This is a genomic window from Streptomyces otsuchiensis (assembly GCF_004305975.1).
GTDB classification, from domain to species: domain Bacteria; phylum Actinomycetota; class Actinomycetes; order Streptomycetales; family Streptomycetaceae; genus Streptomyces; species Streptomyces otsuchiensis.
In genome coordinates, this window is record NZ_BHZI01000103.1 from 1 (window position 1) to 19035 (window position 19035).

Genomic DNA, 19035 nt, shown 5'->3' on the forward strand with positions numbered 1-19035 from the left:
GGTCCAGCCGCACCCGCTGCACCTCGCCGGGAGTCAGTGCCACGGTGGCTTGCCCCCGCACCGAGCCGGTCTCCTCCGGGCGCGCCGGGTCGTGGCCGCGCACCAGCGCGGTCAGCTCCAGCGGCACGGCCGACATCGGCAGCACCCGGCCGTGGGCGCCGAGCAGCTTCCCGACCAGGTCCAGGGCCTGGACGTGGTCGCCCAACTGCTCCCAGAGCGCGACGATCAGCAGGTTGCCGACGGCGTGGTCGTGCAGCGCCCCCTCGCTCTTGAAGCGGTGCTGCACCAGCTCGGACCAGGTGCGGCCCCACTCGTCGTCACCGCAGAGCGCGGCCAGCGCCTTGCGCAGGTCTCCGGGGGGCAACACCCCCAGCTCGTCCCGGAGCCGGCCGCTGGAACCGCCGTCGTCGGCCACGGTGACCACCGCGGTCAGCGACCCGGTGATCCGCCGCAGGGCGGTCAGTGAGGCGGAGAGCCCCTGGCCGCCGCCCAGCGCGACCACCTTCGGCGCCGCTCCGCGGCGGCCGCGCGGCGGACGGCGGATCCGGGCGTTGCGCACGGGCCCCAGCCTGCGGGGCGTCGCCTCTGACGGCATTACTCCCGTCCCATGTCCCGGTGTACGACCACGGTCTCCACGCCCTCGTCGGCGAGGGTGCGGGCCAGCCGTTCGGACATGGCGACGCTGCGGTGCTTGCCGCCGGTACAGCCGACCGCGATGGTCACGTAGCGCTTGCCCTCGCGCCGGTAGCCGGTGGCGATCAGCCGCAGCAACTCCGTGTAGCGGTCCAGGAACTCCTTGGCGCCGGGCTGGTTGAAGACGTAGCCTGCCACCTCCTCGCTGGTGCCGGTGAAGGGCCGCAGCTCGGGGACCCAGTGCGGGTTGGGGAGGAAGCGGCAGTCCACGACGTGGTCGGCGTCCACAGGCAGGCCGTACTTGTAGCCGAACGACATGACGGTGGCACGCAGCTCGGGCTCGCCGCCGCTGGTGAAGTGGGCGTCCATCTTGGCGCGCAGCTCGTGGACGTTGAGGTTGGAGGTGTCGATCACCAGGTCCGCGTCGCCGCGCAGCTCGCGCAGCAGGTCGCGCTCGGCGGCGATGCCGTCGACGATGCGGCCGTCGCCCTGGAGCGGGTGCGGCCGGCGGACCGACTCGAACCGGCGGACCAGCGCGTTGTCCGACGCCTCCAGGAAGACGATGCGCCGGGTCACGCCCTTGGCGGCCAGATCGGAGAGGGATTCGCGCAGACTGTCGAAGAAGGAACGGCCGCGCACGTCGACGACGACGGCGATCCGGGCGACATTTCCGGCGGAGCGGGCGCCGAGGTCGACCATGGTGGTGATCAGGGCGGGCGGCAGGTTGTCCACCACGAACCAGCCGAGGTCCTCCAGACACTTGGCCGCCGTCGAACGGCCGGCCCCCGACATCCCCGAGATGATCACCAACTCGGGTGTGGCCAGGCTCTCCTCGCCGCCGGGAGCCCCGTTGGCCATCATCTCGTCCGCGCTCACGCCGACTCTGCTTTCTTCACTCATGGTGTCCTACCCCCGCGTCCGTGTGCCGTTGTCGCGCGCCGGTGTCCGCGGGCGGCACTGCCCGCCGGTCCTCGCGCGCCTGGGTGTGCGTGCCGCGCTCGCGCGCCGTGTCCTCAGTTCTCGATGATCTCACCGGTGGCCGTGTTGACGGCGGGCCGGGAGGTCCCGGCGGCGAGAGCCGCCGCGACCGTCTCGGCGGTGGTCCGGCCGATGCCGGGCACCTCGCAGATCTGCTCGACGGTGGCCTCCCGGAGCCGCTTGACCGAGCCGAAGTGGCGCAGCAGCGCCTTCCGGCGGGTCTCGCCGAGACCGGGGACGTCGTCGAGCGGGCTGCGCCGCATGGTCTTGGACCGCTTGCCGCGCTGGTAGCGGATGGCGAAACGGTGCGCCTCGTCCCGTACCCGCTGGAGCAGGTACAGGCCCTCACTGGTGCGCGGCAGGATGACCGGGTCGTCCTCGGCGGGCAGCCAGACCTCCTCCAGCCGCTTGGCGAGGCCGCAGACGGCGATGTCGTCGATGCCCAGCTCGTCCATGGCGCGGCGCGCCGCCGCGACCTGGGCGGGTCCGCCGTCCACCACCACCAGCTGGGGCGGGTAGGCGAACCGCTTGGGTCGGCCGTCCTCGTCCCGCCCGGTGGGTCCGGAGCCGACGGCCTCGCCGGCGGCGGCGGGAACGCCGTCGTGGGTGTCACCGTTGCCGTTACCGGCGCCGTTCCCGTCGCCGTCGCCGTCGCGGCCCGCGGGAGGCGGTTCGGTCCACTCCCCGGTCCGCTCCGTCTCCCGCAGATAGCGGCGGAACCGCCGGGAGATCACCTCGTGCATGGACCGGACATCGTCCTGTCCGGCGAATCCCTTGATGGCGAAGCGCCGGTATTCGCCCTTACGGGGCAGGCCGTCCTCGAACACCACCATCGAGGCGACCACATCATCACCCTGGAGATGGGAGATGTCGAAGCACTCGATCCGCAGCGGGGCGCTCTCCAGTCCCAGCGCCTCGGAGATCTCCTCCAGCGCGCGGGAGCGGGTGGTGAGGTCGGAGGCGCGCTTGGTCTTGTGCAGGGTCAGGGCCTGCTTGGCGTTGCGTTCGACCGTCGCCAGCAGCTGCCGCTTGTCGCCGCGCTGCGGCACGCGCAGGTCGACCCGTGAGCCGCGCCGCTCGCCCAGCCACTGCGCCAGCGGCTCGGAGGGCTCGGGCAGGACCGGGACCAGCACCTCGCGCGGGACGCCACCTGCCCCGCCGGCCCCCGCGGCGTCGCCGCTCTCGTCGCCGTAGAGCTGCTGCACGGCGTGCTCGACCAGTTCGGCGGTGGAGATCTCCTCCACCCGGTCGGTGACCCAGCCGCGCTGGCCGCGCACCCGCCCCCCGCGGACGTGGAAGATCTGCACGGCCGCCTCCAGTTCGTCCTCGGCGAGGGCGATCAGGTCGGCGTCGGTGGCGTCGTCGAGAACGACGGCGTTCTTCTCCATGGCGCGGCGCAGGGCGTCGATGTCGTCACGGAACCGGGCGGCCCGCTCGTACTCCATCTCCTCGGCGGCCTCCGCCATCGCCCGCTCCAGGCGACGGAGTTGACCGCCGGTACGGCCGGCCATGAAGTCGCAGAACTGCTCGGCCAGTTCGCGGTGCTCCTCGGGGGTGACCCGGCCGACGCAGGGCGCCGAGCACTTGTCGATGTACCCCAGCAGGCACGGCCTGCCGACCTGGCCGGCCCGCTTGAACACCCCGGCGGAGCAGGTCCGGATCGGGAAGGCGCGCAGCAGCAGGTCCACCGTCTCGCGGATCGCCCAGGCGTGCGCGTAGGGGCCGAAGTACCGCACGCCCTTCTTCTTCGGTCCGCGCATCACCTGGGCGCGGGGGAAGTCCTCGTTCATCGTGACCGCGAGCGAGGGATAGCTCTTGTCGTCGCGGTACTTGACGTTGAACCGGGGGTCGTACTCCTTGATCCAGGAGTACTCCAGCTGGAGCGCCTCGACCTCGGTGGAGACGACGGTCCACTCCACCGAGGCGGCGGTGGTCACCATGGTCTGGGTCCGCGGGTGCAGGCCGGTGAGGTCCTGGAAGTAGGAGGAGAGCCTGGAGCGCAGGCTGATGGCCTTCCCGACGTAGATCACCCGGCGGTGCTCGTCCCGGAAACGGTAGACGCCCGGGGAGTCGGGGATCTCCCCCGGGCTGGGGCGGTAGCTGGAGGGGTCGGCCATGGTCCAACCCTACGGCGCGGTACCGACGACCGGGCGGGGCACCGAGGCGACCGGTCAGCTCCAGCCGACGCGCAGCGCCGTGGTGACGTCCAGCGGCGAGAGTCCGCTGAAAGCCGCCAGCAGGCCGGTGCCCTCCGGGGACCGGGTCCAGACCGGTTCACCGGCGCTGACCCGGCGGTTCCAGGCCGCCGCGTAGCCGTCGGCCCGGCGCCGGTTCTCGCCGAGAACGGCCGGTACCGCGTGCTGCACCACCGCGTTGGGACGTGCCCGCAGGACGGCGAACGGCCCGGGACGGGGCGGGAGGTAGCGGGGCAGCAGATAGCGCGGCGCGGTGACCGGCCCCAGTGCCTCGTCCAGCGCGACGGCGAACAGCTCGGACTCCGCCGGCTCCACGTCGGCCAGGCGCAGCTGGTGGACGCCGGAGCCGTCCGGCTCGACGAGCACGGCCTCCCCGCCGCGCACGGTCAGACCGGCGGCGCGCAGCCCGTCGGCGACCGCGCGGGCGATGGCGGGCACCACCGGTTCGCGGGCGACGTCCGACCACAGTCGCAGCGTGGCGGCCGCCGTCCCGGCGCGGTGACCGGCCCAGCCCGCCAGCAGCGCGGGCAGCGGCAGCAGGGCGGGCTCCACGCCCAGCAGCGCGCCCCCGCCGGCCGCGGCCGTGACCAGGGCGGCACCGGTGACGGCCGCCCGGCGGCCGGTCCCGGCCGGGCGGGCCGGCTCGGTGCCGTGCGCGGCCGGCACCGCGGCCGGCACCGCGGCCGGCACGACGTCCCCGCCGGGGCGGGTCGGCGACCTCCGGCGGCCGGGCCCGCGCGCCGCGGTGACCCGCACCAGGTGTCCGAGCCGGTCGTCGTACGGGGCTCCGACCCGCCACAGCTCCCGGGTCCGGGCCCGGTCGCGGGCCCGGGTCAGCATGGCGGCGTTGAAGGCGTCGAAGGTGGCGGCGTCGGGCGGGGCGTAGGGCGAGAGACCGGGGTCGACATGGGCGACGCCGGAGAGCACGGCGCCGCCCTCCGCGACGCCCAGATACCCCTCGTGCTTGCGCACGAACCGGTCCCAGTCGGTGGTGCCGCGCGGGTGGCCGGGGGCGACGCACACCACCGACCAGGTGGTGGCGGTCTTCTCCGGCCAGCCGGGGTCCAGGCGCAGCGCACGGCCCCTGGTCTGGACGACGGCGGTGGCGGTGGTGGCCTCGGTCAGGTCGACCAGGGTGTTGACCCGCCGCGCGTTCCAGCCCTCGCCGAGCAGCGCGCGGGTGCCGATCAGCGCACGGCTGTGGCCCTCCTCGAAGAAGGCGGTGGCCAGCGGGACCCAGCGGCGGCTGGTCCAGCGGCCGGTGATCTCGGCCGCGCCGGGGATTCCGTCGGCCTCGTGGACGGCGAGGTCGAGGCCGTCGGCCCGTTCGGCGCAGAACGCGGCGAACGCCCGCGCGGTGCCCGGGTCGGCGGCCACGGTGCGGCCGGTGACCAGCAGCGGCGCGAGGGAGGCGGTGCGCCGGTCGGCGGCCAGCTCGGCGAGGACGAGCCGCGCGGAGCCCGCCTGGGCGTCCAGCACCCCGTCCAGCCGGGAGGGCAGGGTGGCCGTGGCGCGCTCGTGGTCGCAGACGACGACGGCGCGCAGCCGCTCGCCGAGCGCGTCGTCCTCGGCGGCGAGGATCTCGGTGACGGCGGCGGTCCGGGCCGCGCTGCGGGCCAGTACGCGGTCCAGCGGGGAGCGGTCCCGCCGGACACCGCGGGCGGTCAGCCGGTAGCCGACCGAGGGGAGGGCGGCCCTGATCCGCTCCTCGGCGGCCCGGTCGGCGGGCCGGTCCGCGACGCGCAGACAGCGGCGCACCCAGTCGTCCAGCAGGCAGACCCAGTCGGCGGCGTCCGGCGCGCGGCGGTGCTCCTCGCCGAGCCGGGCCCCGGCGGGCAGGTCCAGCAGGCCGTGGTGGTGGAAGCGGAGCGCGGCGCCGGCGAGGGCGGGTTCGGCGGCGGCGAACCGGTGCCAGGGCAGCACCGGGGCGCTCTGCGCCTCCGTGACGGCGGCGCCGGGGACGGGTGGGCCCTCGCGGTGGACGAGTCGGCGGTCGAGCCACTCCAGGAACGGGGTGGTGGCGAAGCCCGGGTCCAGCAGCCGGGTGGTGAGTTCGGTGAACCGTTCCGCCTCGGCGGCGAGCCAGTCTCTCTCCGTGGCCGTCGGCGTGGTCAGCCAGGCCAGTTCGGCGTAGGGGGCGAGCGTGCCCTCCCGCACCGCCGCGGGGATGGAGGGGCCGCGGACGGCAGGGCCGAACAACTCGGCGACCAGCGCGGCCTGGGCCCGGGTGAGGCGCTCGGGCGGGGTGGCGGTGAGGCCGATCACCGTGGCGTGCGGCAGTTCCCGCAGCAGTTCGGCGAGCAGCTCTCCCCAGGTCTCCAGCAGGTGGTGGCACTCGTCCAGCAGCAGGGTGACCTCGCCGGCGGCCCGCAGCGCCGCGACCAGTGCGCGGCCGCCCGGCCGCAGCCGGTGCAGATGGGCGGTGGCGCCGGCGCCGTCCTCGTCGACCTCGGCGTCGGGGTCGAAGCTGGCGAGCGCCTGGTAGGTGAGGACGGTGACCGGAGCGGCCAGGTCACGGCCGGTGCCGGCGGGGGGCGGCGACGGGCGGAAGGCGGCCCACTCCCGTATCCACTGGCCCTGGATCGCGGTGTTGGGTCCGAGGACGACCACCGGCCGCCCGAGGCGGCGGGCGGCCTCCAGGCCGGTCAGTGTCTTGCCCAGCCCGGGTGGCAGCACCACCCAGGCGCGGCGGTCTCCGTCCGCCAGGACCTTCTCCAGGCCGGCCAGGGCCGCCGCCTGGTGGCGCCGCAGCGGATGCGGCGGCCGGGCGGCGGCGAAGCCCTCGGACCCCGCCGCGCCCGCCGGGGCGCCGGGCGCCGGGGTCACCAGCCGCGTTCGCGCCAGACCGGCAGCTGCGGGCGTTCGGCACCGAGGGAGGTGTCGGCGCCGTGACCGGGGTAGACCCAGGTCTCGTCGGGCAGCACGTCGAAGAACTTGGTCTCCACGTCGTGCAGCAGCTGCCGGAACGCCTCGGGGTCGTCGTGGGTGTTGCCGACGCCGCCCGGGAAGAGGCAGTCCCCGGTGAAGAGGTGGGGGTGCCCGTGCGGGTCGTCGTAGACCAGCGCGATCGAGCCCTCGGTGTGGCCGCGCAGATGCCGGGCGGTGAGGCGGCAGTGCCCCACGGACAGCACGTCACCGTCGTCGAGCGGGACGTCGGTGGGGACGGGGATGCCGTCCGCGTCGTGGCGGCCCGCGTAGGTGCGGGCGCCGGTGGCCTCGACGACGGCGGCGAGCGCCTGCCAGTGGTCCCCGTGGCGGTGCGTGGTGACCACGGAGGCGACCGAGTCGGCGCCGATCAGCCGCAGCAGGGTGGCGGGCTCGTTGGCGGCGTCGATCAGCAGCTGCTCACCGGTCTCGCGGCAGCGCAGCAGGTAGGCGTTGTTCTCCATGGGGCCGACGGCCACCTTGGAGATCAGCAGCCCGGCCAGCTGGTGCACCTCGGCGGGACCGCCGACGGTGACCTTTCCCGTGTACGTCATGCGGAGCGGCCTCTCGGGTGTCGCGGACGGATCGATGTGGACGGTTTCGATGTGGACGATTCGGTGTTGGCGGCTCGGCGTGGGGGACGAGTGGTGTGCGAGCGTCTCACAGCGGCGGCAGGGTGGGCAGCGGCGCCCCGGCGGCGGTCAGGCCGCTGCCGGTGGTGCGGCCGGCGAGCCAGCCCACCAGCGCCGCGGGGTTGCCCGCGACCACCACCGCGGCCCCTTCGGTACCGCCGGTGGACCAGCTGCGGCCGTCCTCGGCGCGCACCTCGACCGGTGGCACCTCGCGGTGTCCGGCGAAGCGGCGGGTGAGGTAGTCCAGGGCCCGGTCGGTGAAGGCGCCGGGCAGGCCGGCGATGTCGTGGCCGGTGCCGAGATCGACGTGGTGCAGCTCGACCTCGACCCAGCGGCGGAACGGCACGGAGGACGCGACGTCGGTGACGCCGTTGCGCAGGGCGACGGTGGCGCGCCAGGCGTCGGCGTCCAGGGCGTCGGTGGCGGCGCGCAGCCGGGCCGAGCTCTCGCGCAGGTCGGTGGCCTGCTCCTGCGGACCCCGGCCGGACCCGGCCTCGATGTCGGTGTCCCGGGTCGTCGCGTCGGCGTACATCGGGCGGCCTTCGAGGACGTTGACCAGCGCGTCGGCGTTGCGGCTGAGGTGGGCCACGACGTGCCCGCGGCTCCAGCCGGGGAGGCGGGAGGGGGCGTGGAGAGCGGCCTGGTCGAGTACGGACACCGTGGAGACCAGTCGGTCGGTGGCCTCGGCGAGTGCGGCGAGATCAGCTACGGGTCGGCTCATGATCACCACGCTATACCTGGGCCACCGGCGTGGACAGGGGCGGGTTCCGGAGCGTGACGGCGGGGACACGAGAGGCGCCGGGGGACGCCTCGTGACGTCGCGTACTCCCATGGGCGACCATGATCGAACAGATGTTCTTGTACGCTCGGAGTCCTGCCCGGCCCGCGATCGGGGTGTTCTGTCAGACCCCCGTCCTACGCTGGGAGAGTCATACCCTTCTGCTCAGGGGCCGCCTCTCTGCGGCACGCGCGCGGCGCGGCCACCGGCCCCTTCGCCCTCATCACCGGAAAGGTGCCAACCGGCGTGGCCGACCGACTCCTCGTTCGCGGCGCTCGCGAGCACAACCTCAAGAACATCTCGATCGAGCTCCCCCGTGACTCGCTGATCGTCTTCACCGGGCTGTCCGGGTCGGGCAAGTCCTCGCTGGCGTTCGACACCATCTTCGCCGAGGGCCAGCGCCGCTACGTGGAGTCGCTCTCCGCCTACGCCCGGCAGTTCCTGGGCCAGATGGACAAGCCGGACGTCGACTTCATCGAGGGCCTCTCCCCCGCCGTCTCGATCGACCAGAAGTCGACCTCCCGCAACCCGCGGTCCACGGTCGGCACCATCACCGAGGTCTACGACTACCTCCGGCTGCTCTTCGCCCGCATCGGCAAGCCGCACTGCCCCCAGTGCGGCCGCCCGATCGCCCGGCAGTCGCCCCAGGCCATCGTCGACCGGGTGCTGGGCCTGGAGGACGGCAGCCGGTTCCAGGTCCTCTCCCCCCTGGTGCGTGAGCGCAAGGGCGAGTTCGTCGACCTCTTCTCCGACCTCAGCTCCAAGGGCTACAGCCGTGCCCGGGTCGACGGCGAGGTGATCCAGCTCTCCGAGCCGCCGACGCTGAAGAAGCAGGAGAAGCACACCATCGAGGTGGTGGTGGACCGCCTGACCGTCAAGGAGAGCGCCAAGCGGCGGCTGACCGACTCCGTGGAGACGGCGCTGGGGCTGTCCGGCGGCATGGTCGTCCTGGACTTCGTCGATCTCGACGAGGACGACCCGCAGCGCGAGCGGATGTTCTCCGAACACCTCTACTGCCCCTACGACGACCTCTCTTTCGAGGAGCTGGAGCCGCGTTCCTTCTCCTTCAACTCGCCGTTCGGCGCGTGCCCGGAGTGCTCCGGCCTGGGATCGACCATGGAGGTCGACCCGGAGCTGGTGGTGCCCGACGAGGAGAAGTCACTGGAGGACGGCGCCCTGCACCCCTGGTCGCACGGCCAGACCAAGGGCTACTTCCAGCACCTCATCTCCGCTCTCGCCGAAGCGCTCAACTTCCGCACCGACATCCCGTGGGCCGGGCTGCCGCAGCGGGCCCGCAAGGCGCTGCTGCACGGCCACCGCACCAAGATCGAGGTGCGCTACGAGAACCGCCACGGCCGGGAGCGGGCGTACAACACCGTCTTCGAGGGTGTGATCCCCTTCATCCGCCGCCGGTACGGCGAGTCCGAGAGCGACGCCGGCCGGGAGCGGCTGGAGGGGTACATGCGCGAGGTGCCGTGCCCCGCCTGCTCCGGCACCCGGCTGAAGCCGGTGGTGCTGGCGGTCACGGTCAAGGAGAAGTCGATCGCGGAGATCTCCGCGATGTCGATCAGCGAGTGCGCCGACTTCCTGCGGGGCATGAAGCTGGACGCCCGCGAGAAGAAGATCGCCGAGCGGGTACTGAAGGAGGTCAACGAGCGACTGCGGTTCCTGGTCGACGTCGGCCTGGACTACCTCTCGCTCAACCGCGCGGCGGGCTCGCTCTCCGGTGGCGAGGCGCAGCGCATCCGGCTGGCCACCCAGATCGGCTCCGGCCTGGTCGGCGTGCTGTACGTGCTGGACGAGCCGTCCATCGGCCTGCACCAGCGGGACAACCACCGGCTGATCGAGACGCTGGTGCGGCTGCGGGACCTCGGCAACACCTTGATCGTCGTCGAGCACGACGAGGACACCATCAACTCCTCGGACTGGGTGGTGGACATCGGCCCCGGCGCCGGCGAGCACGGCGGCGAGGTGGTCCACAGCGGGCCGCTGGCCGAGCTGCTGGACAACGAGAAGTCCCTGACCGGGCAGTACCTCTCCGGCCGGCGCCAGATCGCCACCCCGGCCGAGCGCCGGCCGATCGACACCGACCGGCGGCTGACCGTGCTCGGCGCCCGGGAGCACAACCTGCGCGGGATCGACGTCAGCTTCCCGCTCGGCGTGCTGACCGCCGTCACGGGCGTCTCCGGCTCCGGCAAGTCGACCCTGGTCAACGACATCCTGTACACGCACCTGGCGCGGGAGCTGAACGGCGCCCGCTCCGTCCCGGGCCGCCACACCCGGGTGGAGGGGGACGACCTCGTCGACAAGGTCGTGCACGTCGACCAGTCGCCGATCGGCCGCACCCCGCGTTCCAACCCGGCCACCTACACCGGCGTCTTCGACCATGTCCGGCGGCTCTTCGCCGAGACGACCGAGGCGAAGGTGCGTGGTTATCTCCCGGGCCGCTTCTCCTTCAACGTCAAGGGCGGCCGCTGCGAGAACTGCGCGGGCGACGGCACGATCAAGATCGAGATGAACTTCCTGCCGGACGTCTACGTCCCGTGTGAGGTCTGCCACGGCGCGCGGTACAACCGCGAGACGCTGGAGGTCCACTACAAGGGCAAGTCCATCTCCGAGGTGCTGGACATGCCGATCGAGGAGGCCATGGGCTTCTTCGAGGCGGTGCCCGGCATCGCCCGGCATCTGCGCACCCTCAACGACGTGGGTCTGGGCTATGTGCGGCTGGGCCAGCCCGCGCCGACGCTCTCGGGCGGCGAGGCGCAGCGGGTGAAGCTGGCCTCGGAGCTGCAGCGGCGTTCCACGGGCCGCACGGTCTACGTGCTGGACGAGCCGACCACGGGCCTGCACTTCGAGGACATCCGCAAGCTGATCGACGTCCTCACCGGTCTGGTCGAGAAGGGCAACTCGGTGATCGTCATCGAGCACAACCTCGATGTGATCAAGACGGCGGACTGGGTCGTGGACATGGGCCCCGAGGGCGGCAACGGCGGTGGCCTGGTGGTCGCCGAGGGCACCCCGGAGGAGGTCGCCTCGGTACCGGCCAGCCACACCGGCAAGTTCCTGCGCGAGATCCTGGGCGACCGGGTCAGCGACGCCGGCCCGGCACCGACGCGCGCCGGCGGCGCGGGGAACGGCGGCCGGCGGACGGCGAAGGCCGCTGCCGCGAAGACCTCGTCGGGCAAGACCGCCGCCAAGAAGACCGCCACGGGCAGGACGGCCGCCAAGAAGAGCACCGCCCGCAAGACGGCCGCGAAGAAGTCGGCCGGCCGGAAGGCGTGAGGCGCCACCCCGGCGCTCCTGGCCACGGCACGGCACCCGCGGCGGCCGGTGAAGACCCGGTTCCGGGCCCTCACCGGCCGCCGCGTAGGGTGCGACGCGTGACATCCGATGACATCCCGGTCAGCACGCCCGCCCCCGACCGCCGTGCCGCGGCGACCGCCGGGGCCGCCGGCGAAGCGCCGGCCGCCCCCGGGCGTGGTGCCGTGCGGGGCAGTACCCGCCGCACGGTGCTGTGCGGGGCCGCGCTGGTCTCGGCCGGCGCCGCCGGGCTGACCGTCACCGGGTGCGAGGAGCGCCGTGACCCGCGCCCCAACCAGCAGCTGACCGACGCCGTCGGTCTCGGCCCGGCGGACGAGGTCCCGGTGGGCGGCTCCAAGCTGTACCGGGACGAGAAGGTCCTGGTCTGCCGTCCCGAGGCCGGCGACTACCGCGCCTTCAGCGCGGTCTGCCCGCACCGGGGCTGTGTGCTCACCGGCATCCGCGACGAGGTGGCCGTCTGCGGCTGCCACGGTTCGACGTTCGAGCCGGCCACCGGCGCGGTGCTGCGTGGGCCGGCCGAGGAGCCGCTGATGGAGATGGAACTGGAGCTGGACTCCGGTGACGGGACGATGACGGCCCGGCCCCCGGCCTGACCCACCGCACCCGCACCGCCCGCGCAGCTCGTCACCGCCCGCACCGCCCGCACCGCCCGGACGGACTACGGCCGCACCCCGCCGACTACGGCGATCGGGTGCGGCCGTCGGCGCGTTGCCGCCGCCTCGGATCAACGAGGCTCCGCGTTCGTACACTTCGGAGCACCTGAGCTTTAACTGGTCTGTCATATGAAAGTTGTGACGTACCTCTGGTGCCCGTTGTGAATCCCTTGCGACTCTGTGCCGCCGGGTGCGCACGAGTGTGCCCGCGTCCACGTTCCAGGGAGACCCCGTGACCGGTTCCCCCCAGCCATGGCGCCGTACGCGCGGTGCGTACGCCCTCGCCACCGCGGGAGCGCTGGCCGCGCTCACCGTCGGCCTGATCCCGCCGGCGGCGGCCGATCCCCCCACCGTCGCGGGTGTCGTCGACGGCGACGGCATGGAGGTGTCCACCTCCGGCCATCCCGTCTCCCCCGGCGTGGAACTGAGCACCACCCAGCGACTGGAATCCGACAAGTGGCTCGACGTACAGGCGCTCAGTCTCGACCTCGGCGAGGACGTCCAGGTGGACTACCTCGCCACCGCTGACGTCGCCGACGCCGCGACCATCGCCGATCTCGCGGCCGCCCACGACCCCGGTGACGGCCGCACCACGGTCGCCGCGATCAACTCCGACTTCTTCGACATCAACGCCACCAACGCCCCGCTGGCTCCCGGGGTCCGGGACGGCGAACTCGTGCAGTCCGGCAGCCTCAACCGGACCACCGTCGTCGGTATCGACGCCGACGGCACCGGACGCATCCTCGACATCCACTTCGAGGGCGAGCTGACCACCCCCGACGGCCCGGCCGAGCTGACCAGTTACAACGCGGCCAGCGTCCCGGCGAACGGCATCGGCGTCTACACCGGCCAGTGGGGCGACACGGACCGCCTGCTGCCAGTCCTCGGCTCGCAGCAGGTGACCGAGGTCGTGGTGGAGGACGGCGAGGTCACCTCGGTGTCCGAGAAGCCGGGCCGGGGGCGGGTCTCCGAGGAGGCCACCGTGCTCCTGGGCCGGGAGGAGGGCGCGACGGCGCTGGCCGGCCTTCAGGCCGGCGACCGGGTGGAGCTGGAGTACGGCGCACGCACCGGTGACGGCGGCGAGCTGCCCCGCACGGCGGCCGGCGGCAACGGGATGCTGGTCGTCGACGGCGAGCCGCAGAACTGGGAGAACCGTCCCAACAACGCGACCGCGCCGCGCACGGCCGTCGGCTTCTCGGAGGACGGCACCGAGATGTACGTGCTCACCGTCGACGGGCGGCAGGCGCACTCCGGCGGGGTCACCCTCACCGAACTCGCCGTGATGATGGACCGGATGGGCGCGTACACCGCGCTCAACCTGGACGGCGGCGGTTCCACGACGCTGCTGGCCCGGGAGCCGGGCACGGCCGCCCCGTCGCTGGTCAACCAGCCGTCGGACGGCGTGGAACGGGTCGTCCCCAACGGGCTGGCGTTCACCGCCCCGGCGGCGGGCGGTGCCGCGACCGGCTTCGCCGTCGCCCCCGAGGCCCGTCCTGAACTGGCGCCGCGCGGCGAGGTGATGGGCGTGGCGCGGCCCGACCGTGTCTTCTCCGGTCTCACACGACAGCTGACCGCCCTGGCACACGACGCCACCTTCGGCCCGGCCCGGGAGACCGCGCCGCGCTGGCGGTCGGGCGCGGCCGCGAACGGAACGGTCGACAGCTCCGGCCTGTTCACCGCCGGACGCCCCGGCAGTATCGAGGTGACCGCCCACGCCGGGCCGGCCCGCGGTTCCGTGGAGCTCACCGTGCTGGACGAGCTGGTGCGGCTGGAGCCCACCCGGCTGCGGGTGGGACTCGCCGACGGCGCCGACACCGGCGCGTTCGCCCTGCTGGGGCATGACGCGGCCGGCTACAGCGCGCCCGTCGACCCCGGAGACATCACGCTGGAGTACGACGACACGCTGTTCGACATCGCGCCGGACCCGGCAGCCGCCGGCTTCACCGTGTCGGCGCTCACCGACGACTTCGCCTCCGGCACCATCACGGCCACGGTCGGCGAGGTCACCACCGTGCTCTCCGCCAGCGTCGGCTTCGAGGAGAGAGTCGTCTCCGACTTCGAGGACGCCGGCGCCTGGACGTTCTCCCACGCGCGCGCCGGAGGCTCCCTCTTCACCGAGCCCGAGGGCCAGGAGGGCGCCGCGCTCGGCGTCCGCTACGACTTCGGCGCCAGCACCGGAACGCGCGCCGCCTACGTCACCCCGGCCGGCGGCGACATCGCGGTACCGGGGCAGCCGCAGAGCTTCAGCCTGTGGATCCGGGGTGACGGGCAGGGCGCCTGGCCGTCGCTGCATCTCACCGACGCCACCGGCACCGGCCAGGTGCTGCGCACCGACCACATCGACCACATCGGCTGGCGGGAGGTCACCTTCGAGGTGCCCGACGGGTTCCGGTACCCGGCCTCAGTGCACCGCTTCTACGTGGCCGAGACCCGGCCCGACGTCCAGTACACGGGCGAGATCGCCGTGGACCAGCTGGTCGCGCACACCCCGCCGGACGTCGAACTGCCCAGCGAGGGCCCCCGGGTCGACCCGCTGATCACCACCGAGGAGTCCGCGGCGGGCCGGGACTGGCGGTTCGCGCTGGTCTCCGACGCCCAGTTCGTCGCCCGCGCCCCGGAGAGCGACGTGGCCCGCGCCGCCCGCCGCACCCTGCGGGACGCCCGCGACTCCGCGCCGGACTTCGTGGTGATCAACGGTGACTGGGTGGACGAGGGCTCGCCGGCGGATCTGGAGTTCGCCCGCGAGATGATCGAGGAGGAACTGGGCGACCTGCCCTGGTACTACGTGCCCGGCAACCACGAGGTGATGGGCGGATCGATCGGGCAGTGGGAGGCGGTCTTCGGCGACCGGCAGCTGACGTTCGACCACCGCGGCACCCGGTTCGTCACCCTCGACACCTCCTCGCTGTCCATCAGCGGCGGGGGCTACCGGCAGTGGCAGGAGCTGCGGGCCCAGCTGGACGCGGCGGCCACCGACGACTCGATCGGCTCCGTGGTCATCGCCTCGCACGTACCGCCGCGGGACACCACGGCCCAGCCGGCCAGCCAGCTGACCGACCGCATGGACGCGATGCTGCTGGAACGCTGGCTGTCCGACTTCCGCGCCGAGACCGGCAAGGGCGTCGCCCATCTCGGCTCCCACGTGGGCATCTTCGACTCCTACCGGATGAACGGCGTGCCCTACCTGATCAACGGCAACTCCGGGAAGGGCCCGGCGGCGCCGCCGGAACGGGGCGGCTTCAGCGGCTGGTCGACGGTCGGCGTCGACCAGCTCTCCGAGCGCGACCAGCGCGAGGCACGCGGCGCCCCGCACCTGGCCGGCCCGGAGTGGATCTCGGTACAGACCCGGCCGCACGTCGACGGGCTGACCCTGGACGCGCCCGGCTCCCTGGCCGTCGGCGAATCGGCCCCGGCCCGGGCGTCGGTGCGGCAGGCGCTGACCGACGACGGCGCGGAGATCCAGGTACCGGCGACCTACCCGGTGAGCACCGACTGGGCGGGCTCCGCCGCGCTGCACATCGGTGACCCGGCCGGTGCGAACCGGCGGCACGTGGCCGCCTTCGACCCGGCGACCGGCACTCTGACCGCGCTGCGGCAGGGGAAGATCTCGCTGACCGTCACGGTCAACGGCGAGTCGGCCACCGCCGATGTCCCGCTGACCCGCTGACCCGCTGACCCGTTGACCGCCGGCCGGCCGGGCGGGGGCGGGGCGCGGAGGACGAAGGGCCCGGCGGACGCGAGGGATCGCGTCCGCCGGGCCCCTTCGGCGCTCGGCCGGCTCGGCTCAGAGGTGCGGCAGGATGTCGGGGAGGATGTCCTTGAAGGTCCGGCCCTGCGAGGGAACGCCGATGGCGGTCATCTCCCAGCCGCCGCCCTTGCGGGAGACCTTGGCCATGATCTGCGCGGTGTAGGCGCCGCCACCGGTCAGGGTGTAGCGGGCCAGCTCCTCGCCGTTGGCGCGGTCCACCAGTCGGCAGAAGGCGTTCTCCACCTCGGTGAACGTCTGCCCGGTGAAGGAGTTGACGGTGAAGACGATCTGGTCGACCTGCGCCGGAACCTTGGTGAGGTCCACCAGGATGGTCTCGTCGTCCCCGCCGCCGGTGCCGCCCACGAGGTTGTCACCGGTGTGGTGGACTGAGCCGTCCTTGCTCTTCAGCTGCCGGTAGTAGACGACGTCGGCCATCTCCTGGCCGCTGAACAGCACCGCCGACGCGTCCAGGTCGATGTCACCGGAGCCGAAGAGCTTGCCGAGGAAGCCGGAGCGTCGCACGGCCGCCCAGCCCAGCCCCATGGACACCGCGGTGAGCCCACCGCCGTCGGCCTTCTCCAGGCTGATCGCCTGTCCCTTGGACAAGTTGACGCCCATGGATGTCCCACTCCTGTCGCGCTCGCACCGAAATGACCGGGCCGGACGACCCGTCTGAAACCCTACGTCAGCGCTGCTCGGCCCGGCCAGCGCCCTGAGACAGGCGTACGGATACGGGCGCCGCGACGGCGAGCGGCCGGGCGTGGGCCGCCGGTGGCCGGCCTCAGCGCAGACCGGCCTCCTTCATCTGGCGCAGCTCCTTCTTCAGCTCCGACACCTCGTCCCGCAGCCGGGCGGCGACCTCGAACTGCAGCTCCGAGGCGGCGGCCCGCATCCGCTCCGTCAGCTGCTCGATGGTCTCGGCGAGATCAGCGGCCGGGCGGTCGGTCAGCTCCCCCTCGCCACGGCGCTCCCGGGCGGTCTTCCCCGGTACCGGCGCCTTCCCCTTGCCCTGCTCGACGGGGCGGCGGTAGCCGGTGGAGAGCAGCTCCTCGGTGTCGATCTCCTCGCGGATGATGGAGGAGACGATGTCACCGATCTTCTTCCGCAGCGGCTGCGGATCGATGCCCCGCTCCTCGTTGTAGGCGATCTGCTTGGCGCGGCGCCGGTTGGTCTCCTCGATCGCCAGCTCCATCGCCGCGGTGATCCGGTCGGCGTACATGTGCACCTGGCCCGAGACGTTCCGCGCCGCCCGGCCGATGGTCTGGATCAGGGAGGTCCCCGAGCGCAGGAAGCCCTCCTTGTCCGCGTCGAGGATCGCCACCAGCGACACCTCGGGGAGGTCCAGCCCCTCGCGCAGGAGGTTGATGCCGACCAGCACGTCGTACTCGCCGGCCCGCAGCTCCCGCAGCAGCTCCACCCGGCGCAGGGTGTCCACGTCGCTGTGCAGGTAGCGCACGCGGATACCGAGCTCGAGGAAGTAGTCCGTGAGGTCCTCGGCCATCTTCTTGGTCAGCGTGGTGACCAGGACCCGCTCGTCGCGCTCGGTGCGGGTGCGGATCTCGTGGACCAGGTCGTCGATCTGGCCCTCGGTGGATTTCACCACCACCTCGGGGTCGACCAGCCCGGTGGGGCGGATGATCTGCTCGACCACGCCGTCACCCCGGGAGAGCTCGTACTTGCCCGGTGTCGCCGAGAGATAGACGGTCTGGCCGATCCGGTCCAGGAACTCCTCCCACTTCAGCGGGCGGTTGTCCACCGCCGACGGCAGCCGGAACCCGTGGTCGACCAGGGTGCGCTTGCGGGAGGAGTCGCCCTCGTACATGGCGCCGATCTGCGGCACCGTGACATGGGACTCGTCGATGACCAGCATGAAGTCGTCGGGGAAGTAGTCCAGCAGAGTGTGGGGCGCGGTGCCCCGCTCGCGTCCGTCGATGTGGAGGGAGTAGTTCTCGATGCCCGAGCAGGTGCCGATCTCGCGCATCATCTCCAGGTCGTAGGTGGTGCGCATCCGCAGCCGCTGTGCCTCCAGCAGCTTGCCCTGCCGCTCCAGCTCCGCCAGCCGCGCGGTCAGCTCGGCCTCGATGCCGGCGATCGCGCGTTCCATCCGCTCGGGCCCGGCCACGTAGTGCGAGGCGGGGAAGACGTAGAGGTGGTCCTCGTCGGAGACGACCTCGCCGGTCAGCGGGTGGAGGGTCGACAGCGCCTCGATCTCGTCGCCGAACATCTCGATCCGGACGGCCAGCTCCTCGTAGACCGGGAAGATCTCGACCGTGTCGCCGCGCACCCGGAAGGTGCCGCGCGTGAACGCGGTGTCGTTGCGCGCGTACTGGATGTCGACGAAGCGGCGCAGCAGGGCGTCCCGGTCGATCTCCTCGCCGACCTTCAGCGGCACCATCCGGTCCACGTACTCCTGGGGGGTGCCCAGACCGTAGATGCAGGACACCGAGGCGACGACGACCACGTCACGCCGGGTGAGCAGCGAGTTGGTGGCGCTGTGCCGCAGCCGCTCCACCTCGTCGTTGATCGAGGAGTCCTTCTCGATGTACGTGTCGGTCTGCGGGACGTACGCCTCCGGCTGGTAGTAGTCGTAATACGAAACGAAATACTCAACGGCGTTGTTCGGCAGCAGCTCGCGGAACTCGTTGGCGAGCTGCGCGGCGAGCGTCTTGTTCGGCGCCATCACCAGCGTCGGCCGCTGCAGCCGCTCGATCATCCACGCGGTGGTCGCCGACTTGCCCGTACCGGTGGCGCCGAGGAGGACGACGTCACTCTCCCCCGCACGCACGCGTCTCTCCAGGTCCTCGATGGCCGCCGGCTGGTCACCGTTGGGCTGGTAGGGACTGACGACCTCGAAAGGCGCCACGGTGCGTTCGATGTGGGAAACGGGTCGCATGACCCCACGGTACGACCAGCCACCGACAACGCACGGCGACAGCCGCGGACGGCGGGGTTCGGCGGGCGGACACCGGCTTTTCGGCCGATGGGCGCTCCGGCGCCGGAGCGGGTACACCGGGCGGGGGAAGACTTCACCCGGCGTTCCCCCACGACCCAAGGAGATCCCGGTGTCCATGCCCTCCGCGATGACGGCCTTCGGATCCGCCCTGTTCGCCGCGACGCTCGCCCTGGCCGGCGGCCCCACCGCTCCCGCCGGCCCGGCCGGGCCCTCCCCCTC

Annotated in this window: 11 protein-coding genes; 3 read left to right on the forward strand and 8 right to left on the reverse strand. The window is 72.9% G+C overall.

Annotation, left to right across the window (positions count from 1 at the left end; translation table 11 throughout):
* The 6 genes from E0D90_RS12025 to E0D90_RS12050 all read right to left on the reverse strand — a co-directional run.
* Positions 1-595 (reverse strand): gluconeogenesis factor YvcK family protein (locus E0D90_RS12025; protein WP_438827392.1); only part of this gene is annotated, 595 nt, incomplete at its 3' end.
* Complete coding sequence (rapZ, locus tag E0D90_RS12030) at positions 595-1494, reverse strand: RNase adapter RapZ (RefSeq protein WP_130797909.1); 900 nt, start codon at positions 1492-1494, stop codon at positions 595-597. The genes E0D90_RS12025 and rapZ, both read right to left, overlap by 1 nt.
* Positions 1495-1646: 152 nt before the next feature.
* Positions 1647-3728, reverse strand: a complete 2082-nt coding sequence (uvrC, locus tag E0D90_RS12035; RefSeq protein WP_130797899.1) for an excinuclease ABC subunit UvrC — start codon at positions 3726-3728, stop codon at positions 1647-1649.
* 54 nt (positions 3729-3782) lie between these two features.
* On the reverse strand, positions 3783-6632 hold the full coding sequence (locus E0D90_RS12040) for a DEAD/DEAH box helicase family protein (RefSeq protein WP_227870166.1): 2850 nt from the start codon (positions 6630-6632) through the stop codon (positions 3783-3785).
* Positions 6629-7285 carry an MBL fold metallo-hydrolase gene (locus E0D90_RS12045; RefSeq protein ID WP_130797901.1) on the reverse strand — a complete coding sequence of 219 codons (657 nt, stop codon included), beginning with the start codon at positions 7283-7285 and terminating at the stop codon, positions 6629-6631. The genes E0D90_RS12040 and E0D90_RS12045 overlap by 4 nt, the downstream gene beginning before the upstream one ends.
* A gap of 106 nt (positions 7286-7391) precedes the next feature.
* Positions 7392-8084 (reverse strand): maleylpyruvate isomerase family mycothiol-dependent enzyme, encoded by a 693-nt coding sequence (locus E0D90_RS12050; RefSeq protein ID WP_130797903.1) that lies wholly within the window; start codon positions 8082-8084, stop codon positions 7392-7394.
* A gap of 303 nt (positions 8085-8387) precedes the next feature.
* Here E0D90_RS12050 and uvrA point away from each other — a divergent pair, with 303 nt between their 5' ends.
* The 3 genes from uvrA (at position 8388) to E0D90_RS12065 (ending at position 15782) form a co-directional block, all read left to right on the forward strand.
* Positions 8388-11423 carry an excinuclease ABC subunit UvrA gene (uvrA, locus tag E0D90_RS12055; protein ID WP_130797905.1) on the forward strand — a complete coding sequence of 1012 codons (3036 nt, stop codon included), beginning with the start codon at positions 8388-8390 and terminating at the stop codon, positions 11421-11423.
* A gap of 203 nt (positions 11424-11626) precedes the next feature.
* Positions 11627-12055 carry a Rieske (2Fe-2S) protein gene (locus E0D90_RS12060; RefSeq protein ID WP_130797913.1) on the forward strand — a complete coding sequence of 143 codons (429 nt, stop codon included), beginning with the start codon at positions 11627-11629 and terminating at the stop codon, positions 12053-12055.
* A 292-nt stretch (positions 12056-12347) separates the two neighbouring features.
* Positions 12348-15782 carry a phosphodiester glycosidase family protein gene (locus E0D90_RS12065; RefSeq protein WP_227870167.1) on the forward strand — a complete coding sequence of 1145 codons (3435 nt, stop codon included), beginning with the start codon at positions 12348-12350 and terminating at the stop codon, positions 15780-15782.
* A 117-nt stretch (positions 15783-15899) separates the two neighbouring features.
* On the opposite strand, the gene E0D90_RS12070 is transcribed toward E0D90_RS12065, so the two are convergent.
* Entirely contained in the window at positions 15900-16481 is a 582-nt protein-coding gene (locus E0D90_RS12070; protein WP_103503753.1) for a TerD family protein, read from the reverse strand.
* Between the two features lie 163 nt (positions 16482-16644).
* Entirely contained in the window at positions 16645-18756 is a 2112-nt protein-coding gene (gene uvrB / locus E0D90_RS12075) for an excinuclease ABC subunit UvrB (protein ID WP_130797907.1), read from the reverse strand.
* Between the last annotated feature and the right edge of the window lie 279 nt (positions 18757-19035).